Annotated in this window: 21 protein-coding genes; 12 read left to right on the top strand and 9 right to left on the bottom strand. The window is 62.9% G+C overall.

The annotated features are described in order from the left end of the window. Positions 1-63: 63 nt before the first annotated feature. The gene (gene hutG, locus PQQ52_RS31245) at positions 64-885 is read left to right on the top strand and encodes an N-formylglutamate deformylase (RefSeq protein ID WP_408220317.1); all 822 of its coding nucleotides are present in this window, start codon (positions 64-66) and stop codon (positions 883-885) included. Between the two features lie 285 nt (positions 886-1,170). On the opposite strand, the gene PQQ52_RS31240 is transcribed toward hutG, so the two are convergent. Then, entirely contained in the window at positions 1,171-1,308 is a 138-nt protein-coding gene (locus PQQ52_RS31240) for a hypothetical protein (protein WP_408220314.1), read from the bottom strand. Between the two features lie 315 nt (positions 1,309-1,623). Here PQQ52_RS31240 and PQQ52_RS31235 point away from each other — a divergent pair, with 315 nt between their 5' ends. After that, positions 1,624-2,289, top strand: coding sequence for a hypothetical protein (locus PQQ52_RS31235; RefSeq protein ID WP_408220312.1), 666 nt, complete (start codon positions 1,624-1,626; stop codon positions 2,287-2,289). Positions 2,290-2,361: 72 nt separating this feature from the next. On the opposite strand, the gene PQQ52_RS31230 is transcribed toward PQQ52_RS31235, so the two are convergent. Then, complete coding sequence (locus PQQ52_RS31230) at positions 2,362-2,907, bottom strand: hypothetical protein (RefSeq protein ID WP_408220309.1); 546 nt, start codon at positions 2,905-2,907, stop codon at positions 2,362-2,364. Positions 2,908-3,016: 109 nt separating this feature from the next. Between PQQ52_RS31230 and PQQ52_RS31225 the strand changes: the two genes are divergently transcribed. Together PQQ52_RS31225 and PQQ52_RS31220 are read left to right on the top strand one after the other, a co-directional pair. Beyond that, positions 3,017-3,916, top strand: a complete 900-nt coding sequence (locus PQQ52_RS31225) for a helix-turn-helix transcriptional regulator (protein WP_408220306.1) — start codon at positions 3,017-3,019, stop codon at positions 3,914-3,916. Between the two features lie 17 nt (positions 3,917-3,933). Continuing rightward, positions 3,934-5,871, top strand: coding sequence for a DUF3857 domain-containing transglutaminase family protein (locus PQQ52_RS31220; protein WP_408220303.1), 1,938 nt, complete (start codon positions 3,934-3,936; stop codon positions 5,869-5,871). 84 nt (positions 5,872-5,955) lie between these two features. Here PQQ52_RS31220 and PQQ52_RS31215 read toward each other — a convergent pair whose 3' ends face one another. The 5 genes from PQQ52_RS31215 to glgC form a co-directional block, all read right to left on the bottom strand. Then, positions 5,956-7,107, bottom strand: a complete 1,152-nt coding sequence (locus PQQ52_RS31215) for a branched-chain amino acid ABC transporter substrate-binding protein (RefSeq protein WP_408220300.1) — start codon at positions 7,105-7,107, stop codon at positions 5,956-5,958. Positions 7,108-7,530: 423 nt separating this feature from the next. Then, the gene (locus PQQ52_RS31210; RefSeq protein ID WP_408220297.1) at positions 7,531-7,992 is read right to left on the bottom strand and encodes a hypothetical protein; all 462 of its coding nucleotides are present in this window, start codon (positions 7,990-7,992) and stop codon (positions 7,531-7,533) included. A gap of 218 nt (positions 7,993-8,210) precedes the next feature. Continuing rightward, complete coding sequence (gene pdxY / locus PQQ52_RS31205) at positions 8,211-9,077, bottom strand: pyridoxal kinase PdxY (RefSeq protein WP_408220294.1); 867 nt, start codon at positions 9,075-9,077, stop codon at positions 8,211-8,213. Positions 9,078-9,297: 220 nt separating this feature from the next. Next, the gene (gene glgA, locus PQQ52_RS31200; protein WP_408220291.1) at positions 9,298-10,758 is read right to left on the bottom strand and encodes a glycogen synthase GlgA; all 1,461 of its coding nucleotides are present in this window, start codon (positions 10,756-10,758) and stop codon (positions 9,298-9,300) included. Continuing rightward, a complete protein-coding gene (glgC, locus tag PQQ52_RS31195; RefSeq protein WP_408220289.1) occupies positions 10,755-12,023 on the bottom strand; it encodes a glucose-1-phosphate adenylyltransferase in 1,269 nt (422 codons plus the stop codon). Before glgC ends, glgA begins: the two co-directional genes overlap by 4 nt. A gap of 453 nt (positions 12,024-12,476) precedes the next feature. On the opposite strand from glgC, the gene PQQ52_RS31190 reads away from it, so the two are divergent. Next, entirely contained in the window at positions 12,477-13,631 is a 1,155-nt protein-coding gene (locus PQQ52_RS31190; RefSeq protein WP_408220286.1) for an alpha/beta fold hydrolase, read from the top strand. A gap of 366 nt (positions 13,632-13,997) precedes the next feature. Here PQQ52_RS31190 and PQQ52_RS31185 read toward each other — a convergent pair whose 3' ends face one another. Then, positions 13,998-14,993: an LLM class flavin-dependent oxidoreductase gene (locus tag PQQ52_RS31185; protein WP_408220283.1), complete on the bottom strand. Its 996-nt coding sequence runs from the start codon at positions 14,991-14,993 to the stop codon at positions 13,998-14,000. A gap of 84 nt (positions 14,994-15,077) precedes the next feature. Here PQQ52_RS31185 and PQQ52_RS31180 point away from each other — a divergent pair, with 84 nt between their 5' ends. The 6 genes from PQQ52_RS31180 (at position 15,078) to PQQ52_RS31155 (ending at position 21,125) form a co-directional block, all read left to right on the top strand. Further along, positions 15,078-15,431 carry a hypothetical protein gene (locus PQQ52_RS31180; protein ID WP_408220280.1) on the top strand — a complete coding sequence of 118 codons (354 nt, stop codon included), beginning with the start codon at positions 15,078-15,080 and terminating at the stop codon, positions 15,429-15,431. Between the two features lie 382 nt (positions 15,432-15,813). After that, the gene (locus tag PQQ52_RS31175; RefSeq protein ID WP_408220277.1) at positions 15,814-16,893 is read left to right on the top strand and encodes an LLM class flavin-dependent oxidoreductase; all 1,080 of its coding nucleotides are present in this window, start codon (positions 15,814-15,816) and stop codon (positions 16,891-16,893) included. Positions 16,894-16,904: 11 nt separating this feature from the next. Beyond that, complete coding sequence (locus PQQ52_RS31170; protein WP_408220274.1) at positions 16,905-17,822, top strand: class II aldolase/adducin family protein; 918 nt, start codon at positions 16,905-16,907, stop codon at positions 17,820-17,822. Positions 17,823-17,835: 13 nt separating this feature from the next. Then, positions 17,836-18,885 (top strand): ABC transporter substrate-binding protein, encoded by a 1,050-nt coding sequence (locus PQQ52_RS31165; RefSeq protein ID WP_408220271.1) that lies wholly within the window; start codon positions 17,836-17,838, stop codon positions 18,883-18,885. 33 nt (positions 18,886-18,918) lie between these two features. After that, the gene (locus tag PQQ52_RS31160; protein ID WP_408220268.1) at positions 18,919-19,527 is read left to right on the top strand and encodes a cysteine dioxygenase family protein; all 609 of its coding nucleotides are present in this window, start codon (positions 18,919-18,921) and stop codon (positions 19,525-19,527) included. Next, the gene (locus tag PQQ52_RS31155) at positions 19,524-21,125 is read left to right on the top strand and encodes a rhodanese-related sulfurtransferase (RefSeq protein ID WP_408220265.1); all 1,602 of its coding nucleotides are present in this window, start codon (positions 19,524-19,526) and stop codon (positions 21,123-21,125) included. The genes PQQ52_RS31160 and PQQ52_RS31155 overlap by 4 nt, the downstream gene beginning before the upstream one ends. Before the next feature lie 77 nt (positions 21,126-21,202). Here the strand turns inward: PQQ52_RS31155 and PQQ52_RS31150 are convergent, their stop codons facing one another. Next, positions 21,203-22,114: a LysR family transcriptional regulator gene (locus PQQ52_RS31150; protein ID WP_408220262.1), complete on the bottom strand. Its 912-nt coding sequence runs from the start codon at positions 22,112-22,114 to the stop codon at positions 21,203-21,205. 272 nt (positions 22,115-22,386) lie between these two features. On the opposite strand from PQQ52_RS31150, the gene PQQ52_RS31145 reads away from it, so the two are divergent. After that, entirely contained in the window at positions 22,387-23,298 is a 912-nt protein-coding gene (locus tag PQQ52_RS31145; protein ID WP_408220368.1) for an ABC transporter substrate-binding protein, read from the top strand. Positions 23,299-23,305 lie beyond the last annotated feature (7 nt).

Below are 23,305 nucleotides of genomic sequence, written 5' to 3'. Positions count from 1 at the left end.
TGAAATGCTCGCGTGACTTCCTGAGTAAACTGAGCCTTCGACTTTTATCGATTCCGGACTGACATGACTGCTTCGTCTACTGCAACGCCTCCGCCGATTTTTTCGCTGCATCAGGGAAGCCTGCCGTTGCTGATTTCGATTCCGCATCTGGGCACGCAAATCCCCGCCGATATCGCCGCAACGATGACGCCGGTCGCGCAGCGCACCGACGATTGCGACTGGCACCTCGACCGTCTCTACGCGTTTGCGCGCCGCATGGGCGCGTCGATCCTGTCGCCGACGTATGCGCGTTATGTGATCGATCTGAATCGTCCGCCCGACGGCGCGAATCTGTATCCGGGGCAGGACACCACAGGTTTGCTGCCGGTCGATACCTTTGACAAGGAGCCCCTGTACCTCGAAGGCCATCTGCCGACCGACGCCGAAGTCGCGCGTCGTCGCGATGCTTACTGGAAGCCCTATCACGATGCACTGGCGAGCGAGATTGCCGCGCTGAAGGCGAAGCACGGCAAGGTGCTGCTCTGGGAAGCGCATTCGATTCGCTCGCATGTGCCGCGGTTTTTTGAAGGACGTTTGACGGATTTCAACTTCGGCACGTCGAACGGCGCCAGCGCGGTGGCCGGATTAGGCGAGGCATTGGCCGCTGTGGTCGAGCGGCATGGGAGTTATTCCGCTGTCGCCAACGGGCGCTTCAAGGGCGGGTATATCACCCGGCAGTACGGGCAGCCGTCACAGGGTGTGCACGCGGTGCAACTCGAGCTGTCGCAGATTACGTATATGGAGGAGCAGATGCCGTATGCGTACGACGAAACGCTGGCTGTGAAAATCGAACCCTTGCTGGAAAAACTGGTTGCGACGGCGTTGGAGCGCGTCAAGGCAGCGTGACTGACCGGTTGCGCGCGTCGACCCGGTCCGCGCTGCTGCCGTTGCTTTTCATCTCATCTTTTCCACCGCATTCATGGCGCTTCGCGTTCCGCGAGGTCGCCGTGAGTCGTCCCATCGCACCGCAAAGGTGTAACAGCATGTGTCCGTGATTGCATGCTGCCGGTTTCGCGCAGAACTTATAGAGCGTTGAAGAACATGCCGGGACGCAGCCTTGGGCGGCCCGAAAAAAAAGCCCCGTATAAAGCGGGGCTCTTGATGTTCACCCTCGCGGGCGATATGCGGCAATCAGTGGCAGCGGTTTTCCCAGTGATGGTGGACGTGCACTTTGTGGCATTCCCGGTGATGATGCTCGTCGGCTTGGGCGGGAGCGATCGCGCTAAGGGCGACGATGGCCGCGGCAAGGGCAAGAATGATTTTTTTCATTACAGAATCCTTAAAACATGGTGGTAGTGCTGACGTTGCAGCACGAAACGTGCCGCAACGGTGCCGAAGGATGCCATACATCGCGCGCATAGCGGAGGAACGCTGGCCGAATGCATGGGTCAACTCAAAACGCAGCGCTTCGTGGCGTGTTATCCCCGGGCTGCCGCGCTGTAGCGTGTGATTTCGACACATCGACAGTCGCAGGATGCGCGCGCGGACATTGCGCGCCGTGCGCCCAGGCGACTACCCTTTCAGAACGATGACGTGTGTGAGCACGTCGTCCATACATCGGGCAAAAAGATGGAAGACCCAGCGATGGAAGATTCCGACGAATTGCTGCTCCCGGTCTGGCGAGCGAACCTGGTGCTGCTGACCCGCGAGGTGGGTGCGGCGACGCGTCTGGCGCGCATGATGACCTTCTCCGCCAGCTACCTCAAGTTGATGTTGTCCGGCCAGCGCGAATTCAGCGAGGAGTTCGTGCGCGGTATCGAGGCGGTCACGGGCTTGCCGAATGGCTGGATGAACGCATCGCATACGGCGCAGGACATACCGGTCAAGGCACGCGAGGCGATCGACAACGAACGGCCGCTTGCGCGCTTTCGCGGCACGGCGCATCCAGTGCGCAAGAAGACGGTGCTGCGGCCGCCTGAGCCGATTTTCGGCCAGCCGGGTCCGGCCAAACGTGTGGAAGAAGAGACGCTCGACGCCGAAACACACCGGCGGCAGGCCCATATCCGGAAAATTCGCGATCTGGCGATGCAGGACGTGCGGCGCTTCGAGCGGCATTTGAGTCATGCGCCGGTGGATCTTTCATCGATGCGATCGAAGGTGGAGGACGTGATCGCCGCCGCCGATCTCGACGACCCGATTCAGGCCGACCTGGCCGGGCGGTTGGAGCAGATCGAAAAACATCGGCATTTGCTGCTCAGGCATGTGGAGCGGTTGCAGGCATTGCTCGGACAAATCGGGGAGGGGGATTGAGCGCGTAGCAGGGGGTTTCGACCATACGCAGGTTATACGCAGGTTTGAAACCCCTGATTGCGAGGCGGCACGCTAACGTCGGCGGCGCGCGTGAAATTCCGCCTCGAGCGTCCACGTCACGCCGTCCTGCGCCAGCGCGAGCCCGGTCCATCGAAACGAATCCTGCGTGATATCGGTGAAATTCCACCGGATCGGCGTGCCGCCGGCGTGCGTGCCGATCTGCACGAGATCGTGGCCAATGCGCCGGCCTATCAATTCATCGCGCTGACCGGTCTGCGGATTGATGTATGTCACGCGCCACGCTCGCAGCATTGGGTCCCACACTCGCAGGGTGGTGCCGTACATCGTGTCGCCGGTGTCGAGCCCGGTGTGTCGCTCGCCGCATGGCGGCATGATCCACACGTCCTGCACGGCGCGGCCCTCGAGGACCCAGCCGAAGTGAATCTCGCCGCGGCGGCGCGCGTTGCCGAGGTCGACGCGGTAATGCACCACGTCCATGTCCCAACTGCCGATCAGCCAGCCGTAGACGTCGTCGGCGGCATCGATGTCGGCGGCGCGCGCCGGGGCGGTCAATGCGGCGTGAAAGCCGCGCTCGACGGTATCGTCCAGCATGTTCATCGTGTGTGCTCCTTCGGGCGTTCTGTGAAAGCGCCATCGCCGGAACAGGCAAAACCGCGCCGGCCGCCGATGTGCTAAAACCACGATACGGACTCAGCCGAGGTGCATCTTGGGGAAAATTGCCGTCACTTTGCAGCAGGCGCTTGCGCAACGGGCACGGGAAGGCGCGCGCGGCAGCATCACCGCGCGCCCATTAGCCCAGGGCGCGAACTGGGATGTCGCGGACATCCTTTGCACCTTCGGGCCACGCGACCAGCCGTTCGAAGAACGGCACGCGGGCGTGTGCATCGCGATGGTGGTCGCCGGTTCGTTCGGCTACCGGGCAGGGACGGGGCGCGAGTTGCTCACTTCCGGCGCGCTGCTGCTCGGCAATACGGGTGACTGTTTCGAATGCGGCCATCGGCATGGGGCCGGCGATCGCTGCATCGCGTTCCGCTACGCGCCCGCGTATTTCGAACGGCTTGCCGCGGACGCGGGCATCGCGAGTGGGAATCCGCACTTCAGGCGCGCGCGCATCCCGTCGCTGCCAGCGTTGTCACCGCTGATCGCGCGGGCCTGTGCGGGCGCGTCGGACACAAGCGACGCGGTCTGGGACGAACTCGCGGTCGAACTGGCGGTCTCGACGCTCAAGGCGGCGGGCGCATTGACGCGCTGGGAACCGCCCGCGAGCGCCGCCGCCTGGTCGCGCGTTGCACAGACGGCGCGGCTGATCGACGACACGCCTGGCGCGCCGCATACGCTCACGAGCCTTGCTGCCGCGGCGGGCCTGAGCGAATTCTACTTCCTGCGCACGTTCCAGCGCGTGACCGGCGTGACACCGCATCAATACGTGCTGCGGGCGCGATTGCGCGCGGCGGCGCTGCGTCTTCAGGACGATAGCGCGAAGGTCGTCGATATCGCGCTCGATTGCGGCTTCAACGATCTGTCAAATTTCAATCATGCGTTTCGCGTGGAGTTTGCGTCGAGTCCGCGTGCGTGGCGCGCGCGAGGCAGGGCGCGTCGCGCATGACGCGGTGCGCCGCGTTCATGAAGGTGGCCGCCGCGTTGGCGCTGGTTGCGTGCGCAACCGCCTCGCATGCCGCTGGCGGGGCCGCGAGCGGTCCGGGCACCGCGGACGCCTTCAGCACCCCCGGCACCCCCGGCACCCCCAACGTCTCCAACGCCTCCAACGAGGACCTCTCCCCCTCGACGACGGAGCGCGACGTCCATCTCTTCGTGATCCAGAAAGACGGCTCCATCGAAGAACACGACGACACGGTCCTGCGGGCGAACACGACAAGCGGCGTCGACGATATCGCGCAACGTTACGTGTGGTTCAACAAGGACATCGAGCAGGTGCAATTGCTGACCGCGGAAACGATCGACCCGAACGGCGTTGCGCATCCGGTCGGCCCCGAAGCGATCCGCGACGTGCAGGAACCCCGTTCGGCGGGCGCGCCGAGTTTCGAAGACGGCGTGTTGCGCACGGTGATCTTTCCGGGCGTCGAGCCCGGCGCGCGCGTGCATCTGGCGTTTCGCAAGACGCGCACGAAACCCTTGCAGGCCGGCACGTTCGCCTATCTGGTCGAACCGACGCGCGACCCCGTCGAGATGCAGCGCCTGATCTTCGATCTGCCCGCGGATATACCGCTTTATGCCGATGCGCGAGGCTACGTCGCGCTACCGCCTGTCACGGCAAACGGACGCACCCGCTACGCGTTCGACTACCGGCACGGTCCGTATGCGCCGCTCGAAGCGGGCGCGGTGGGCTACGCGAACTGGGGCGACCGTCTGATGGTGTCGACGGTAGCGGACTTCGCGAGTTTCGCCGCGCGTTATCGCGCGGCTGCTAACGACGCGACGATGAGCGCCCCGGCGATCGTCCAACTTGCGCAGCGCCTGACCGGAGAGGCCAGCGATCCGCGCACGAAAGCGCAGATACTGTACGACTGGATGCGTCTGAATATTCGCTACGTGGCGCTGTTTCTCGGCGAGACGGCGGCTGTTCCGCATAAGGCAGTCGATATCCTGCGCAACCGCTATGGCGACTGCAAGGACCACGTCGCGTTGTACAGCGCGCTCCTGGCCGCGGTCGGTATCCGCAGCGAGGCCGTGCTGCTCAATCTCGGGCCGTACTACAGATTGCCGGACGTGCCCGGCTACGGCGCAAGCGCGATCAATCATGCAATCGTCTGGATTCCTGAGTTATCGTTATTTGCCGACACCACTGCGGGCGGCATCGGTTTTGGTTATCTGCCGCCGAGCGTGATGGACCGTCCGGTGTTGCTGGTCGACGAAGGCGTGCTGGCTCGCACGCCGGCTACCCAGTTGCGCGAGCGCACGGCGCGCCTGCAAATCGCGGTCGACGAGAGCGGGGCGGCGAACTACGCTTATCGCGTGGAAGATGCCGGCTATACCGCGGAGCTCGAACGCAATACGTTTCGACGGGCAACGCGGCAGCACACGCAACAGATTGCCGCGAACCGGCTGTTGTTGACCGGCCTGCATGGCACGGCGCAATTGCGCACCGGTGACGTCACCGCCACGGACGGACCTTTCTCCACATCGATGCAGGGACAAGTGACGCATTTTGTCTGGACCGACGGAACGACCGCTGTGCCGGCGCTGACGAGCTTGTCCGGCGGCATGGCCGGGCAGGTGCAGGTATGGCTGGCGGAGCCTTCAAGAACACAGCCGTGGGCATGTATTGGAGGCGCGTTCGATGAGACGCTGGAAATGACGCTGCCGGGCTTCGTGCGCGTGACGGATGTGCCACCGGATGCCACCGTGAAGGACCGTTTCTTCGAGTTTTCTTCTCGCTATGTGTTCGATCCTGTTGCGCGGGTCTTGCAGGTCAGGCGACAACTCCGAGCCGCGTTTGGGCACCAGATGTGCTCTGCCGATGAATTTGCCGGGGTGAAGGATGATCTTGTCCGGATCGAGCGGGATCTCGATTCCGAGGCGGTGGTGAAGGTCGTCAAATAGACCCATGTGACAGCGGCCGCAGCGGTAGAAAAGCACCGCCGCGGCCGCACGAACAACCATGCCGTTATGGGCAAAGAGAGACGCTTAACTCCCGCTCTTGGTCACGATCGGAACCCAGGCCCCGTTCTTGACCTGATACAGCGTGGAAGCACCGCTCTTCAACGCCCCAGTGCTGACGAAAGAAATTTTCCCGGTCACGCCGTCGTAGTCGATCGCCTTGAGCACCGGCCGGTAGACCGCTGGGGAACTGGATTTCGCCTGCTGCATCGCCTTGATCGCGGCCCATGCCCCGTCATACCCAAATGGTGCGTACGAGAGGATATCCACGCCGAACCGCTTCTTGAATTTCGCGGAAAAGTCCTTGCCGCCCGGCAGCTGGGCCAACGGTCTGCCGTATTCCCAGGCCATCACGCCTTCGGCCGCGTCGCCGGCTAGCTTGATGAAGTCCTGGTCCATCACGCCGCCGCCGCCCACCAGTTGCGCGTTCAGCCCCAATTGCTTCATCCGCTTAGCGAAGCCCGCCGCCTGCGTATCCAGGCCACCGAAGAAAATCAGATCCGCATTGGTCCCCTTGATCTTGGTGATCTGCGTGCTGAAGTCCACCGCGTGATTGTCGGTGTATTCGCGGGTTACGATGCTGCCGCCATGCGCCTTCACCGCCTTCTCGAACTCGTCGGCCTCGCCCTGGCCGAACGCGGTGCGGTCGTCGATGATCGCAATCCGTTTGGCCTTCGTCACCTCGACGGCGTAGACGCCCGCGTTGCCGGCGTTCTGCGCATCGGTGGAGATCACCATGAAGGTGTTCGCAAAGCCTCGCCCGGTAATGATCGGATTGGTGGCCGCCGGGTCGATCACCGGAATGCCGGCCTGCTCATACACCTGCGAGGCAGGAATCGTCGTGCCCGAATTGAAGTGGCCCACGACCACCGACACGCCCGCGTCGACCAGCTTCTGCGCGGCCTGCACGCCGATGCGGGGGTCGGCCTGATCGTCCTCGGCGACGAGCTGGAATTGTGCGACCTTGTCGCCGATCTTGATCTTCTGCGCGTTGGCTTCCTCGATCGCAAGCTGGACGCCGTTCTCCAGATCCTTCCCGTAGCCGGCGTTGGCGCCCGTGAGCGGGGCGGCGAAGCCGATCTTCACCGGCAGGTCGTCCGCGAAACTGGCTAGCGGCGCGATCGCGAATACAGCGCCAACGACCAGTGCAAGCGGTTTCAGCGTGTTGCGAAGACTCATGGTCTCTCTCCTCTCCATCGACAATTTCAGGTGTGAAAGCGGCAAGGCGGTAACGCTGGATCGACGCGCAAACAGGGGTTGGACTTCGCATGGCGCGCGTCATCAAGGGTACGGACGATCGGTCTCTGTGAACAATGCTGGAAAACGCCCGGTAGGAAGTCCCCGCCCCGAAGGAAGTCCCTTGGGGGATTGGGGCGTGCCCAGCGGCGTCCACATGCCGGTCAATCTGGCGCGAATATAGAAAGCCAATTTGCAACCGTCTTGGCAGTTCGCGGCGCTTTGAATGAGCATTTCGGCATAGCCCGCGCAGCGCCTTGGCTGTCAGCCTGTCAGCGGCGGCACGCGGGTGCGGGTTTCGGCACATGCTTAAGAAACAGGGGAGCCGGTATCCGTTGAAGAAGCGATGGGAAAATCAAAACAACGTCACTGCTCGCCCTGCTGGCGCAGCAATTCTTCACGCAGACGCAGGATCGGCGCTTTGGTTTCTTCGTCGGCCCAGGTGTCGAGATCGTCGATCGCGCGCTGGCAGCCGTCGAGCACCAGATCGAGGTCCACCGGCACGCCGTTGTTCAACGCGAATTCGATAGTCTCGGCGAACTTCTGGCACTCGTCCTCGCCGTACGAAATGTCGAGGTTGTCGGCGATCACTTCGGCGATATTGCTGCGCGCCTTGTCGTCGGGCGTCACCATCTCGACGATGCCGCGCGCCACCGCCGGCGAATAGTAAAGCGCGATGTCGAGCCACTGTGCGGGATCGAAGTCGGCCTGGTCGAACTGGTTCTCGAAGAACTCGATCGCTTCCTGCTCGTGCGCTTCGTCCGCGTCGACGCTCATGCACAACTGCTCAAAAAATTCTTCCCGCTCGCTGCGGATATAACCGTCCATCGATGCCTCGTCTGCTGAATGCCGGATGCCTGAAAAAATGCGGTATGGGCGGCTGATTGCCTCACCCACGCGGCACGCATTATAGGACGCCCGGCTGACAAGCGCGGGTCACGTGCCCGGCGGGCAGATCGTGCTGTGCCGCCGGCGTACCCAGGCGGCGCGTCTTCAGGCAGGCTTTGACGAGATCGCGCCGTGCAACCGAAGTTCTCTCTGCCGACCTACGCCGTCTCGGCCACCCAGGCGTCGAACCATTCACGCGGCTGCGCGATTTCGTTCTGCGCGGCCACCAGTTCCAGCTCATAGCGTCCGGCCTGCCATGTCGCTTTTACCACCGCGTTCACGGCGGCCAGCGTGTGCTCGAAGGCCGCGCGGATCGAATCGCCCAGCAGCGTGCGCGCGACAAATACGGCGCTCGTCAGATCGCCGACGCCCACCGGCTGCCGCGCGAACGGGTAGAGCGGACGCTGCCCCATCCAGGCCTCACGCTCGGTGACGACCAGCATGTTGAAACGGTCGGCGGGACTGTTGCGATCGAGCAGATGTTTGACCAGCATGAGTTTCGGGCCGCGCGCGATGACCTCGCGGCATGCGGTCACGGCTTCTTCGAGCGTCTCGATCTCGCGGCCCACGAGGCGTTGCAACTCGGTATGGTTCGGCGCCATCGCGTCGGCCACCGCCGGCATGGTGCGCACGAGAAATTCCTGGATGCCAGGTTCGACCTTGCAGCCGCTTGCGGCGCCCATTACCGGATCGCAGAAGTACCATGCGCGCGGATTGGCGGCCTTCACGGTCTTGACGATCTCCACCACCGACTGCGCTTGCTCGGGTGTGCCCAGATAGCCGGACAGCACGGCGTCGCAGCGTGGCAACATGCCAATGGCGCCGATTCCTTCGACGAGTTCTTCCATCTGCGATGCCTCGATCGCACCGCCGGTCCAATGGCCGTACTGCGTGTGGTTCGAGAACTGGACGGTATTGAGCGGCCAGACATTGACGCCGAGCCGGCGCATCGGAAACACGGCCGCGCTGTTGCCGGCGTGCCCGAAGACGACATGTGACTGGATGCTCAGAACGTTTTTCGTCATGGTGTGGCCCGCGCAAGCAGACCGGCGCGATCAATGAAAACGGAAGGATGGCCGCGGTGACGAACCGGCTTGGGCCGGGCGCCTGAAGCGGCGTTACTGTTTCAGATGGTGCAAGAAAAATGCGTAATCTGCATATTCAGGAAACAATACATGAGTTTGTCATGCGCGAGTCGATCCGTCCCCGTGTTGTTGCGTCGAACCATCAAACGAACGGGGAGGATCAGGTGAGTTCGCGATACAGCGCCAGATATTGCTCGGCCGAGGCGCCCCAGCCGAAGTCCTGATGCATCGCGCGACGTTGCGTGGCCTTCCACTCGGTGCGGCGGTCATAGAGCGCAAAAGCGCGGCGGATCGCTGCTGCAAGACCCTTCGGCTCGAACCGTTCGAACACGAAGCCGGTCGCGAGGTCGTCGGCGAGATTTTCGAGCGACGCGTCGACCACCGTGTCCGCGAGGCCGCCGACACAATGCACGAGCGGCAGCGACCCATAAGCCAGCGCATACAGTTGCGTCAGCCCGCATGGCTCGAAGCGCGAGGGGACGGCGATCACGTCGCTGCCGGCGACGATGGTATGCGCCAGTGTTTCGTCGAAACCCAGTTCGACCGCCACCGATTCCGGGTGTGTGTGCGCCACGCGTTTCAAACCGTTTTCGAGCGCCGGGTCGCCGGTGCCGAACACCACCAGCTGGCCGCCGCGTTTAACAATTTCAGGGACCGTCTCGAGCAGCAGATCGAGGCCTTTCTGCTCAGTCAACCGGCTCACCACGCCGAACAGCAGCGCATCGCTTTTCTGCGCGAGGCCGAAACGCTTCTGCAGCGCTTCCTTGCATGCCAGTTTGCCGGCCAGACGGGTGGCCGTGTAGTGATCGTCGAGCAGCGTGTCGGTGGCGGGATTCCACACGGAGTAATCGACGCCATTCAGGATGCCGCTCAGATCGTGCGAGCGATGGCGCAGCAACGCGTCGAGCCCGCCGCCCTGCGCGAGTGTCTGGATCTCGCGTGCGTAGGTCGGGCTGACGGTGGTGATGCGGTCGCTGTAGTAGAGCCCCGCCTTGAGGAACGACAACTGCCCATAGAATTCGACGCCGTGCATGCTGAAGAAGTCGTCCGGCAGCGCCAGCTGGCCGAACTGGTGCGCTGGAAAAACGCCCTGATACGCGAGGTTGTGCACCGTGAAGACGCTGCGCGCGAACGAGCGCCCGTGCTGCCGTTCAGCGGCCTTCAGATAGGAGGGCGCGAGCCCGGCATGCCAGTCGTGTGCGTGAACGATCTGCGGCGCCCACGCCGGATCGAGGTGCTGCGCCAGTTGAGCGGCCACCCAGCCGAGTAGGGCGAAGCGCTGCGCATTGTCGCCGTACGGTACGTGTTCGTCGTTCAGGTAGGGGTTGCCGGGCCTATCGTACAGGGAGCCGGCGCGGATCACGTAGACGATCAGGCCATTCGACGTCAGCGTGCCCTGTTCGAGCGTGACGCCGGGCGAGTCGAAACGGCGGCCCAGTTGCGCCACCGGCCGCAAGTCGGTCAAGCCGGCGACCACCGCCGGAAAGCCGGGCAGCAGCACCCGCACGTCGGCGCCGCGCTCGATCAGCGCGGGCGGCAACGCGCCCGCGACGTCGGCGAGACCGCCTGTTTTGAGGAGGGGATACAGCTCGCTGGCGACGTGCAGGGCGCGAATCGTCATAGGCTCTCCTTCTGCCGCAACGCATCGGGCGTGACCAGTACCACGCCGTCTTCGGTGCGATAGAAGCGTTCGGCGTCGGCCACCGGATCTTCGCCGATCACCGTGCCGTCGGGAATGGTGCAGCCGCGGTCTATTACTACTTTCTGCAGCCGGCAGCTCGCGCCGACGGTGACCTGCGGCAACAAGACTGCCTCATTGATGTTACAGAACGAACTCACTTTCACGTTCGACGACAACACCGAGCGCGAAATCTGCGAGCCGGAAATCACACAGCCACCGCACACGATCAGGTTGTTGCCCGTGCCTTGCAGACCTTTCAGGTCGCGGACGAACTTGGCCGGCGGCAACTGTTCCTGATACGTCCAGATCGGCCAGTTGCGGTCGTACAGGTCGAGCGTCGGGATGGTGGAGGCGAGGTCGAGGTTGGCTGCCCAGTAGGCGTCGATCGTGCCGACGTCGCGCCAGTACGGCTCGACGGTCGGATCTGACGACACGCACGACATGCTGAACGGATGCGCGATCGCCGTGCCTTGCGTGACGACGCGCGGCAGAATGTCCTTGCCGAAGTCGTGGTCGGTATCGACGCTCGAGATGTTCTCTTCAAGCAGCGAATACAGGTAATCGGCGCTGAATACGTAGATGCCCATGCTGGCGAGCGCCGAATCCGGACGGCCCGGCATGGCGGGCGGATCGGCGGGTTTCTCGACGAAGCCGGTCACGCGGCGGTTTTCATCCACATGCATCACGCCGAAGGCCACCGCTTCCATGCGCGGCACTTCGATGCAGCCGACCGTGCAATCCGCGCCGCTTTCCGCGTGATCCGCGATCATGCGCGTGTAGTCCATCTTGTAGATGTGGTCGCCGGCCAGCACCACCACGTATTTCGGCCGGATCGAGCGGATGATGTCGAGATTCTGGAACACGGCGTCCGCGGTGCCGCGGTACCAGTGGGCGCCTTCCACACGTTGCTGCGCCGGCCAGAGGTCGATGAATTCGCCGAATTCGCCGCGCAGGAAGCCCCAGCCGCGCTGCAGGTGGCGCAATAGCGAGTGCGCCTTGTATTGCGTGACCACCGCGATGCGGCGGATGCCGGAGTTCAGACAGTTGGAGAGCGCGAAGTCGATGATCCGGTATTTGCCGCCGAAGTGCACCGCCGGTTTGACGCGCTTGTTGGTGAGCGGCCCGAGCCGCGTGCCCCGTCCGCCCGCGAGGACGATGGCGAGGGTGGTGCGTTGCAGATCGTTCAGCCGTGCCGGCGTTTCCATGTCTGTCTCCTTTGTCGATCGGCGTTAGCGCTTACGCTTACTCCAGTCCCATGCAAGATAGTTGCTGATTAGTATGCCCCCGGTGGTCTTGTGCTGTCTGCGCTGTTGATTCGTGCTGCCAGGCGGCGCCGTCTTCGCGGGCCGTCTGCTAGTTCTAGCACCGATTTGCTGCGGGCGAATAGTGAAATGTGCGGATGCCGCTCGCGCCACCGCCTTGCAAACGATCAACCGTTGGCCGGGGAGCCTCCGTGCGCCACGACACATAGGGCGCAAGGTGAGCCTTCGCAATATACGTGCCACATCAGCCAGCGCCGTCATGCGTTTGCGCACGCGGCAGCAGGGTCCGGCGGCGCGTCGTAGAATCGTCCGCTGTTAAAGGGGCTCGGGCGTTGGCTTACCGACGCGCGTGGCCTGCAGGCTTCCCGCTGATTTCTCTTTGCAAGAACACTATCGATGAATTTTCGCCGCGAGTCTTTGTTCGCCATGTTGAGCGCCTGCGTGCTAGCCGCAGCGCCAGGTGTTTTCGCCGCCACGCCGGCCAGCACTGCTTTGGCGAATAGTCCGGGTAGTTCGGGTACTTCGGCTAGTCCGGGTAGTCCAGGCAGCCAGCCCGGCCCCGCGGCTGCCGGCGCCGCGCCGGCAGGAGCCGTCGACAATAGCGGTCCGGCGTACGGCCCCGAGTTGCAGGGCTTCAACTATCCGGCGCCGGTCGAACAATACGACTTCACTTCACAAGGCGTGGCGTTGCACATGGCGTACATGGATATCAAGCCTGAGCACGCGAACGGCCGCACGGCCGTATTGCTGCACGGCAAGAATTTTTGCGCGGCGACGTGGGACGCGACCATCCATCAGTTGAGCGACGCGGGTTATCGGGTGATTGCGCCGGACCAGATTGGTTTTTGCAAATCGAGCAAGCCTGAGCACTATCAATACAGTTTTCAGCAACTGGCGCGCAACACGCATGCGCTGCTCGAATCGCTCGGCGTGACTGACGCGACCGTGATCGGCCATTCGACCGGCGGCATGCTCGCGATCCGCTATGCGCTGATGTATCCGCATGCGACCCAGCAACTGGTGCTGGTCAATCCAATCGGCCTTGAGGACTGGAAGGCGAAGGGTGTGCCTTCGTTATCCGTCGACCAATGGTACGAACGCGAGCTGAAGACGACCGCGGACGGCATTCGCCGCTACGAGCAGGCAACCTACTACGCCGGCCAGTGGCGCGCGGACTATGAACCGTGGGTGCAGATGCTGGCGGGGATGTACCGCGGCCCCGGCAAACAGGTCGTGGCGTGGAATTCCGCGCTGCTGTACGACATGATTTACACGCAGCCGGTGGTGTACGAGCTGGGCCACCTGAGCATGCCGACGCTTTTGCTGATCGGCCAGAAGGACACCACCGCGATTGGCAAGGATGCCGCACCACCTGAGGTGCGCGCGAAGATTGGCCACTATCCCGAACTGGGCAAGGCAGCGGCGAAGGCGATTCCACACGCGACGCTTGTCGAATTCGCCAATTTGGGGCACGCGCCGCAGATGCAGGATCCGCAGGCGTTTCATAAGGCGCTGCTCGAGGGGTTGGCGGCGGTGCCGGCGAATCGGTGAAGTTTAGCGTGGGTTTTGGACTCGGGCGAAGTTAGAGCCAAGGCGTGAGCTTGAGTTGAAGTGCTTCGGCCGAAGTCAGAATCAGGGCGTGAGCTTGAGTTGAGCGCTTCAGCCGAAGTCAGAACTGGAGTGAGAGTTTGAGTTGAAGTGCTGCGGCTGAAGTTAGAACCAGAGCGTGGGCTCGATCTGGAGGTTCAAGCTTGGGATTTCTTTTTTTGAACTCGCATGACCTGATCAGGCGCGGGGAGGCTTGCGACCGAGCAACCTGAGGCTCGTGTACTCAGCGTAGCCAACTGATCGAGGAAAAAAGAAGGGTGGCCTTGACTGATACAGGCCGCCCTTTTTTGTGACTCGCCGGCGTCGTTGTTACTTACCGGCGCCCAATTCTTCGCGCACTTGCGCACCGATCTCGAACGAACGCAGCCGCGCTTTGTGATCGTAGATCTGCGCGGTCAGCATCAATTCATCCGCGCCGGTCTGATCGATGATCGACCGCAGCCCTTCGCGTACCACATCGCGATCACCGAGCACGGTACAGGCGAGTGAATGTGCGACGCCGTTCAACTCCATTTCCGATGCTTCGAGCCGCTCGACTGGCGGTTGCAACTGACCAGGCGTGCCGCGCCGCAAGTTGATGAACTGCTGCTGCAGCGAGGTGAAGAGACGCTGCGCGTCCTCATTGCTATCCGCTGCGAACAGATTGACGCCGACCATCGCGTACGGCTTGTCGAGCGTCGCTGACGGACGGAATTGCTCGCGATAGACGCGCAGTGCGGTGAGCATATGATCGGGCGCGAAGTGCGACGCGAATGCGAACGGCAGCCCAAGCGCCGCGGCTAGTTGCGCGCTGAACAGCGACGAGCCGAGCAACCAGAGCGGCACATGCAGGCCAGCGCCTGGGACGGCGCGAATGCGCTGGCCCGGCACTGCGTCAGCGAAATAGCGTTGCAACTCGACGACGTCATCCGGGAACGAGTCCGCGCTATTTTGCAGATCGCGGCGCAGCGCGCGGGCGGTGCTTTGATCGGTGCCGGGTGCGCGGCCGAGGCCCAGGTCGATGCGATCCGGATAGAGCGAGGCAAGGGTGCCGAACTGTTCCGCGATGACGAGCGGTGCGTGATTCGGCAGCATGACACCACCGGAGCCGACACGGATTGTCCTCGTCCCGCCGGCGACGTAGCCGATCACCACCGACGTGGCCGCGCTGGCGATGCCGGTCATGTTGTGGTGCTCTGCTAGCCAGAAGCGGCGGTAATTCCAGTTTTCCGCGTGCTGGGCGAGGTCGAGTGTGTTCTTGAACGCGTCTGCAGGCGTGGCGCCTGCGATGACTGGCGATAGGTCGAGGACTGAGAAGGGGATCATTTTCTGTTCATTTGATGTTTCGGGCGCTTTCGCGCGATGGGGCATTGTGGCAAAGGTTTTGGTTTTCTGCAGATGAGGGGGGAGATGTCCACGTTCGTGGAAGGGTTTGGTTTTTGCCTGTTCAGGTTGGGGTTGTTTTTTCTGTTTGCCTACGGCGTTGGTCTTTGCTTTGGTTTGTTTGCCTGCGCGGCGCGCGCCGACGCGCGCTTCATAGAACCGACCACCGCGTTTTTGCACTCGTGCTTCATTCGGCATTTCGCCGAGGCGAAGCCAATGGCTCCCACCATGTACAAACGAAACCTATGTTTTCTGACAGACCCTTCCGGCGAGCACGTAGTGCGAGGCGGGAAGCATGACAGCCTTGTCACGAACGTCGAATGTGCGAGGGCACGGATTCCAGATGCGCCACTGCCGCTACTGCGCGGGGGACCCGCTTAAGAATTAGCGGTGTGAGCCGCTTTCTCTTGCTTACTTCTCTTTGCGGCCGGCAAAGAGAAGTAAGCGCCTGCCCCGCACAGGGGCGACACTAATAAACCAATAACAAAACAAGGAAAGGCCAACGCCATAAAAACACAGACACCAAGCGCCGCGCAGGCAAACAAACCAAAGCAAAGACCAACGCCGCAGGCAAACAGAAACCAAAGCGCCGCCGCAGGCAACCCCCCTTCCGTTACATGCAAACCCGATATAGATATGGCCGATCAATATTTAACAACCGTATGTAGCGCTGCTACCTTAAACCCCTCGAGCACAGCAATGCATCCAGCAAACAAAGCCACCGCCCCGCCGGGCAAAAAAACCATCCAGGGAGACACACACCGTGTCCATCGAATTCATCGGCATGATCCAGACCCGCAAGGTGTCTGAAACCCACGCACCGCAAGGTCCGGTCATCGACATCGACTACGTGGAGCAGTTCGCCCGCGCTCACGAAGCAGCGGGCTTCGACCGCATCCTCGTACCGCATCATTCGACGAGCCCCGACGCGCTCCTCACCGTCGCCCACGCGGCCAGCGTCACGAGCAAAGTGCATTTCATGCTCGCGCATCGCCCGGGTTTCGTTTCGCCGACACTCGCCGCGCGTCAACTGGCAACACTCGATCACTATTCGGGCGGCCGTCTCGCCGTCCACATCATCTCCGGTGGCGATGACGCCGAACAACGCCGCGACGGCGACTATCTGTCGCATGACGAACGCTACGCCCGTACCGACGAATATCTGCACATCCTGCGCCGCATCTGGACCGAAACGAAACCCTTCGATCACAACGGCCAGTATTACCACTTCGAACAAGGTTTCTCTGAAGTAAAACCGGTACAGCAACCCCATATACCCGTGTACTTCGGCGGCGCGTCGGCACCCGCGCTCGAAATCGCCGGTCGTCATGCGGACGTCTACGCGCTGTGGGGCGAATCGAAGGCGCAAGTGCGTGAACAGGTCACCCGCGTGCGAGCCGAAGCTGCCAAACACGGCCGTACCGTGCGCTTCTCGGTGTCGTTCCGCCCCATTCTTGCCGCGACCGAAGCGGCTGCCTGGGAACGCGCGGAGCATATCCTCGAAGAAACGAAGCGGCTGCGCGCGGTGCAAGGGCTCAGTGTTGGCGGACCGGCACAGAGCGAAGGTGCGCGCCGGCTGCTGGCGGCATCCGGTGAGTCGGATCGCGTCGATGAACGGCTGTGGACCGGCGTCGCCAAGGAAATCGGCGGACGCTCGAATTCGACCGCGCTGGTCGGCACGCCGGAACAGGTCGCCGAGACGCTCGCCGAGTATTACGCGCTCGGCGTCTCGACCTTTCTCGTGCGCGGCTTCGACCCGCTCGAAGATGCCGTCGACTACGGCCGCGAACTGATTCCGGCCACCCGCGAACGCATCGCGCGTGACGAACGCGTAGCCGCCTGAACGGAGCGACGATGACTGACCTGTCCGCCTCGTTGCATAACACCTCCGCGCTGCAAAACGCCCCGGCAAAGCAAAACGCCCCGGCGGAGCAAAACGCCCCGGCTCTACAAAATGCTTCCACGCAACAAGACACCCTAGACACGCCACCACTCCAGCGTCACGCGCCACTCCGCAAATTCTGGTTCGATGATGTCCCGCCGCGCGAAAGCGTTGCGGCCGAGCGGCGCTATCGGCAGGAACGGCTCGCGGTGGCGTTTCGCCTGTTCGCCCGCTATGGTTTCGATCAGGGTCTCGCCGGCCATATCACCGCGCGCGACCCGGAGTGGACCGATCATTTCTGGGTCAATCCGTTCGGCAAGCACTTCAGCCGCGTTCGCGTATCGGATCTGCTGCTGGTAAATGCCCAAGGGGAAATCGTGGTCGGCGATGGACCGCTGAATCAGGCGGCCTTTGCGATTCACGCGGCGATTCACGAGGCGCGCCCCGATGTGGTCGCCGCCGCGCACACGCATTCGCTCTACGGCAAAGCATGGTCGACGCTCGGCCGCACGCTCGACCCATTGACGCAGGACTCGTGCGCGTTCTATCAGGACCACGCCTTGTTTGACGACTTCCGCGGCGTCGTGCTCGATACCGATGAAGGCGCGCGCATCGCCACAGCGCTGGGTGAAAGAAAAGCGGTGATCCTGAAGAATCACGGCATCCTCACGGCCGGTCCGAGCGTCGAGGCCGCGGCCTGGTGGTATATCGCGCTCGATAACGCCTGCCATGCGCAATTGCTCGCCGAAGCTGCGGGCACGCCGCAAGCAATCCCGCACGATGTCGCCACGCTCACGCACGAACAGGTAGGCCGCCCCGGCGGCGCGCTGTTTGCGTTCCAGAGCCTGCTGGAAGGGCTGGTCGAAGCCGAGCCTGACGTCCTGACCTGAACGCGCTCATAAGATGACCCAACGTTTCGAATCGCCGGTTTCGCTCCGGCGCCGCCGGCTCATGTCCGTGCTGCCTGCTGCCGCCTTGCTCGGCGCAGCAGGCTCAGGCCTGATTTCGACAGCAGCCGGTGCGGCCACGCCAGCAAGCGAGAAAACCGATCCCCATGTCAATCTCAGCAAGGTCCGCTTGCGCGTCGCAACCTACAAAGGCGGCGACGCGACGCTGCTGAAAACGGCAGGCCTCGCGGATACGCCGTACACCATCGACTGGTCCGAGTTCCAGTCCGGCAACGCGATGGTGGAGGCGATGAACGGTGGCTCGCTCGATATCGCCTCGGGCAGCGAAATCCCGCCGATCTTCGCGCGCCTGCAGAACGCCCAGGTGCGCGTGATCGCCGTCTACAAGGACGACGTCAACAATCAGGTCGTACTGGTGCCGAAGGGTTCGGCGATCCGTTCGATCGCCGATCTGAAGGGCAAACGCGTCGGCTATCTGCGCGCCACCACGACGCATTACTACCTGCTGCGCATGCTTGACGAGGCGGGGCTGTCGTTCAACGACATACAGGCCACCTCGCTCGCCCCGCGCGATGGCTTCGCCGCGTTCAACGCCGGTTCGCTCGATGCGTGGGCGATCTACGGCTACAACGTGCCGCTCGCGATTTCGCAAGCCGGTGCGCGCGTGCTGAAAAATGCTAACGGCTACCTGTCCGGCAACTATCTGTACTACGGTCACCCGTCGGTGCTCGCCGATCCGCAACGGCGCGCTGCATCAGCGGATTTGCTGGTGCGCTTGCAACGCGCCTGCACGTGGTTCGGCCAGAACCAGGATGCCTACGCAAAAGTATTGTCTGCCGAGTTGCACGTGCCAGAAGAGGCGATCCGCTCCCTGTATCGCAACCAGAGCCAGGCGCGCCGCGTCACCGGCATCACGGCGGCGGACATCGCGAGCGAGCAGCAGGTGGCCGACACGTTCGCGCGCGCCGCGGTGATCGACCGGCATATCGATGTCGCACCGATGTGGACCGATACCTTCAATGCCGCGCTCGCTCGCGGTGCGTGACCGATTCAAGCCAACCCACGGTGTGAACATTTGATGACTCAAGTTTTGAGAACGGACCGGCTGCGCGCGTTCGTCGGGCGCATTGCGTCGCTCGTCGGCGAGCATGTGCCCGAAGCACATCTGCTCGAAGCAGGCGGTGCCGCACTGCGGGAGCTGATCGCCTACGACGACTGGTTGCCCGACGCCTTCGCGCAGCCCGATCCCGAGCGCTATCAGCAATTCTTGCTGCACGCCGATTCGCAGCAGCGTTTTTCAATTGTCAGTTTTGTATGGGGACCGGGCCAGTCAACGCCGGTGCACGATCACACCGTATGGGGTTTGATCGGCGTGTTGCGTGGTGCGGAAATTGCTGAGGGATATCGCATCACGCCAGACGGCGCGTTGGAGGAAGCGGGGCCGGCAAAGCGCCTCGAAGCCGGTGCGGTGGATGCCGTCTCGCCGCGCATCGGCGATATCCATCGTGTGAGTAATGCTTTTCGTGATCGTGCGTCGATCAGCATTCACGTGTACGGTGGAAATATCGGCGCGGTGACGCGTTCCGTCTATCCCGTCGGCGGAGGCCGCAAAACCTTTATCTCCGGCTACTCGAACGACGTGTTGCCGAATATCTGGAATGTTTCGAAGGAGTCCCTGATCTCATGAGTTTCGTTAAAGAGTTCCGTATCCGATCATTCGAAGACGTGCGCCGCGCACTGCTCGAGCGCGAGGAAATCGCGCTCGTCGACGTGCGCGAGGAGGATCCGCACGCGCGCAGTCATCCACTGTTCGCGGCCAACCTGTCGCTCTCGCGTCTCGAACTCGACGCGCCCGTGCGCTTGCCGCGCCGCGACGTGGCGGTCGTCGTGTTCGACAATGGCGAAGGGCTCGCCGAACGCGCCGCACACCGTTTGAGCGAGCTGGGCTATACCGATGTCGCGCTGCTCGAGGGTGGTTTGCAAGGCTGGCGCAAGGCGGGCGGCGAGCTGTTCCAGGACGTCAACGTGCCGAGCAAGGCATTTGGCGAACTGGTGGAAAGCGAGCGTCATACGCCCTCGCTGGCAGCGCCGCAAGTGCTGGCGCTGCTCGATCATGAAGCCGACGTGGTGGTGCTCGACGCACGCCGCTTCGACGAATACCACACCATGAATATTCCCGGCAGCATCAGCGTGCCGGGCGCGGAACTGGCGCTGCGCGCACGGCAGCTCGCACCGAATCCTGCTACACGGATCATCGTCAATTGCGCGGGACGGACACGCAGCATCATCGGTGCGCAGTCCCTGATCAATGCGGGCGTGCCGAATCCGGTTGCGGCGCTGCGCAATGGCACCATCGGCTGGACGCTTGCCGGTCAGGCGCTTGCGCATGGCAGTTCGCGCCGTTTCGATCCGCTTGTCGATGACAAACTTCGTCTCGCCGCCGCTGATTCCGCACGGGACGTGGCGGATCGCGCAAGGGTCGGCCGCACGTCGCGTGACGAAGCGCGCCGTTGGGCCAACGAAGCGGTACGCACTGTCTATCGTTTCGACGTGCGTACGCCGGAAGAGTACGAAGCAGGCCACGTACCCGGTTTTCGCAACGCGCCCGGCGGTCAACTGGTGCAGGAGACCGATATGTTCGCGCCGGTGCGCGGCGCGCGCGTGATCCTCGCCGACAGCGACGGTGTGCGCGCGAACATGACGGCGTCGTGGCTCGCGCAGATGAACGTCGAGGTGTATGTGGTGGATGGACTGGGCAACGCGGACTTCGCCGAAAAAGGCGCAGCGCCTGCCGTGCGCGATGCGCCCACGCCGCCTGCCGTCGATGAGATCACGCCGGCAGGCCTCGTGACGCTGCTGCAATCTCCCGGCACCGTCGTGCTGGATTTCACGACCAGCGCGAACTATGTGAAGCGCCATATCCCGGGCGCGTGGTTCGCGATTCGCGGGCAACTCGAGGAAGCGTTGCGCAAGCTGCCGGATGCGCAAGGTTATGTGGTGACCTGTGGCAGCAGTCTGCTTGCGCGCTTCGCCGCGCCTGAGTTGGCGGCGTTGACGGGCAAGCCGGTGCAGGTGCTAAGCGGCGGCACGGGCGCGTGGATCGAAGCGGGTTTGGCCGTTGAAAGCGGCGAGACGCGTCTGGCATCGCCGCGCATCGATCGTTATCGTCGTCCGTATGAGGGCACCGATAACGCGCGCGAAGCGATGAACGCATATCTGGAGTGGGAGTATGGCCTCGTTGCTCAACTTGGGCGCGATGGGACGCACGGCTTTCGCGTGATCTGAGGTGCGTATCTGGGCAAAGCAGATGAAGCGGGGGAATGAGCCGAATCGGCCGAAGCAGGCAGTGTGCAGCGTGCAGCTCAGGCCGCGCGCTGCACGCGCACTTCCTTGAATTGCCGCTCGATTGCCGCGCCGAACCGCTCGACCGGCTGTTGCAACTTACCCAGGACGCGTGGATGCACGAGCCAGATATCGATGAGCGGTTTGAAGTCGCTCATCGAGACAATATCGAGTGCGTCCGCGTGAGCGCTAGCCTGCAACAGCGGTAACGGCACGAGGCCCAGACCGTTGCCGTCAGCGACCAGTTGCAATTGCAATTCGGTGCCGAGCGTTTCCAGATTGAGCTTGAGCGCGAGCCCGAGACCCGTCAGCGTGCGCTGCAGGCCGTCGCGAAAGCCACATCCATCCGGATTCAATACCCACCCGATCGACTGGCATTCCGCCAGCGTATGGGCGCGCTTTTTCAGCATGCCTTTCTGCGCGACCACCGCCAGTTTGATGCGGCCGAGCGAGCGCGCCGACAAGGTCTCGCCGAAGGTCTTGTTGGTGGGCAGCAGGATCGCGGCTGCGTCGAGCTCGCCCTGTTCGACGCGTTGCAGGAGCTGGCTGCCCCAACCGGTTGACGCACGTGCCTGCAGATCGGGGTAGGCCGCTTTGAGACCACGCATTGCATCGGTCAGCGCGATATCGGCAATGGTCTGCGCGACGCCGAGACGCAGCGTGCCGACCGGCGGCGTGTCGGTGGCGACGATCTCACGCAGCACGTCCAGCTCGCGCTGGATCACGCGGCACTGTTCGTAGACGATACGGCCCGTTGCCGTGGCCTTGAGCGGACGCGTATGACGGTCGAGCAGTTCGACGCCGAGCGCCTCTTCGAAATTCTGCAGACGGCGCGTAATGGCCGGTTGCGTGAGCCCGAGCGAGAGCGCCGCCTGTTGCAGTGACTGACAGCGAATGACGGTGACGTATGCGTCGATTTCGTCGATCTTCATGATGAGCGGTGATTAAATGAGCGCGCGGCAGGGCGCAAGATTCGTGCGTTCGATGATACCCGCATCGATGTGCGCGAATGCTTCGTTGCTCAAGAAAATTCGCATATTTGCTTAGCAGAATAATGCGTTTGTCTTATACAGATGTGTGCCTTATCGTCGATGGCACATCACCAGGATGCCACGACGTAACCGCCGCCATGACGACTTCCCGTTCTTCTTTCTCCGCCCCGTCCGTTTTGCAACGTGCGTTGCTCAAGCCGCTCGGCGCGGCAATGCTCGCACTGTGCGCGACCGTTTGCGCAACGCAGTCCTTTGCCGCGGATTTGTCCGTGCTCAAAGTCGGTGACCAGTCCTTGCAAACACGCGGCATTCTCGAAGCATCCGGTCAGCTGAAAGACCTCCCGTACAAGATCGAGTGGTTTAACTTTCCCGCCGCGCAACCGCTCGGTGAGGCCTTGAATGCGGGCGCCGTGGATGTTGGCGGCCTGGGCGATGCGCCGCTGGTGTTCGCGCTCGCAGCCGGTGCCCGGGTACGCGCGGTCGCGGCAACCCGGTCGAATCCCCTGGATCTCGCGATCGTCGTCGGCGCGCATTCGCCGTTGAACGATGCCGCGAGCCTGAAGGGTAAGCGCATCGCTACCACCCGCGGTTCGATCGGCCACTATCTCGCGCTCGCCGCATTGAAGAAGGCCAATGTGCCGCTGACCGAGGTCTCGTTCGTGTTCCTCGCACCGGCCGATGCAAAGGCGGCGCTTGCGTCGGGCAGCGTCGATGCATGGTCGGTGCGGGACCCGTATACCGCACTCGGCGAAGCGCGCGATCACGATCGCATCATCGCCAACGGTGTCGGCCTGTCGGAAGGGCTCAGCTATCAGGTCGCGACCGAACGCGCGATCGCGGACAAGCGCGTGCAACTCGCCGATTTCCTGCGCCGTGTGGCGATCGGCCAGCGTTGGGCGCTTTCGCATCCCGACGAAGTGGCGGCGATGCAATCAAAAGTCACGGGCCTGCCGACCGATGTGCTGAAAACCGTCTATCAGCGTGGCCAGGTGCATCCGGTGGCGATCGACGACAGCGTGGTCGCCGCGCAGCAGCGCACCGCCGATACCTACGAAGCCGCCAATGTGATCCGTGCGCATCTCGACGTGCGCACGAGTTTCGATCGCAGCTTCCCACTGCCTTGACGCGGCC

It is taken from the genome of Paraburkholderia sediminicola, from assembly GCF_046030555.1.
Classification (GTDB): domain Bacteria; phylum Pseudomonadota; class Gammaproteobacteria; order Burkholderiales; family Burkholderiaceae; genus Paraburkholderia; species Paraburkholderia sediminicola_E.
This window is presented reverse-complemented; position numbering and strand designations above follow the sequence as displayed.

Coding starts and splice junctions, on each gene's coding strand:
- hutG (WP_408220317.1), top strand. CDS start 64: ATGACTGCTTCGTCTACTGCAACGCCTCCGCCGATTTTTTCGCTGCAT.
- PQQ52_RS31240 (WP_408220314.1), bottom strand. CDS start 1,308: ATGAAAAAAATCATTCTTGCCCTTGCCGCGGCCATCGTCGCCCTTAGC.
- PQQ52_RS31235 (WP_408220312.1), top strand. CDS start 1,624: ATGGAAGATTCCGACGAATTGCTGCTCCCGGTCTGGCGAGCGAACCTG.
- PQQ52_RS31230 (WP_408220309.1), bottom strand. CDS start 2,907: ATGAACATGCTGGACGATACCGTCGAGCGCGGCTTTCACGCCGCATTG.
- PQQ52_RS31220 (WP_408220303.1), top strand. CDS start 3,934: ATGAAGGTGGCCGCCGCGTTGGCGCTGGTTGCGTGCGCAACCGCCTCG.
- PQQ52_RS31215 (WP_408220300.1), bottom strand. CDS start 7,107: ATGAGTCTTCGCAACACGCTGAAACCGCTTGCACTGGTCGTTGGCGCT.
- PQQ52_RS31210 (WP_408220297.1), bottom strand. CDS start 7,992: ATGGACGGTTATATCCGCAGCGAGCGGGAAGAATTTTTTGAGCAGTTG.
- pdxY (WP_408220294.1), bottom strand. CDS start 9,077: ATGACGAAAAACGTTCTGAGCATCCAGTCACATGTCGTCTTCGGGCAC.
- glgA (WP_408220291.1), bottom strand. CDS start 10,758: ATGACGATTCGCGCCCTGCACGTCGCCAGCGAGCTGTATCCCCTCCTC.
- glgC (WP_408220289.1), bottom strand. CDS start 12,023: ATGGAAACGCCGGCACGGCTGAACGATCTGCAACGCACCACCCTCGCC.
- PQQ52_RS31190 (WP_408220286.1), top strand. CDS start 12,477: ATGAATTTTCGCCGCGAGTCTTTGTTCGCCATGTTGAGCGCCTGCGTG.
- PQQ52_RS31185 (WP_408220283.1), bottom strand. CDS start 14,993: ATGATCCCCTTCTCAGTCCTCGACCTATCGCCAGTCATCGCAGGCGCC.
- PQQ52_RS31180 (WP_408220280.1), top strand. CDS start 15,078: ATGTCCACGTTCGTGGAAGGGTTTGGTTTTTGCCTGTTCAGGTTGGGG.
- PQQ52_RS31170 (WP_408220274.1), top strand. CDS start 16,905: ATGACTGACCTGTCCGCCTCGTTGCATAACACCTCCGCGCTGCAAAAC.
- PQQ52_RS31165 (WP_408220271.1), top strand. CDS start 17,836: ATGACCCAACGTTTCGAATCGCCGGTTTCGCTCCGGCGCCGCCGGCTC.
- PQQ52_RS31160 (WP_408220268.1), top strand. CDS start 18,919: ATGACTCAAGTTTTGAGAACGGACCGGCTGCGCGCGTTCGTCGGGCGC.
- PQQ52_RS31155 (WP_408220265.1), top strand. CDS start 19,524: ATGAGTTTCGTTAAAGAGTTCCGTATCCGATCATTCGAAGACGTGCGC.
- PQQ52_RS31150 (WP_408220262.1), bottom strand. CDS start 22,114: ATGAAGATCGACGAAATCGACGCATACGTCACCGTCATTCGCTGTCAG.
- PQQ52_RS31145 (WP_408220368.1), top strand. CDS start 22,387: ATGCTCGCACTGTGCGCGACCGTTTGCGCAACGCAGTCCTTTGCCGCG.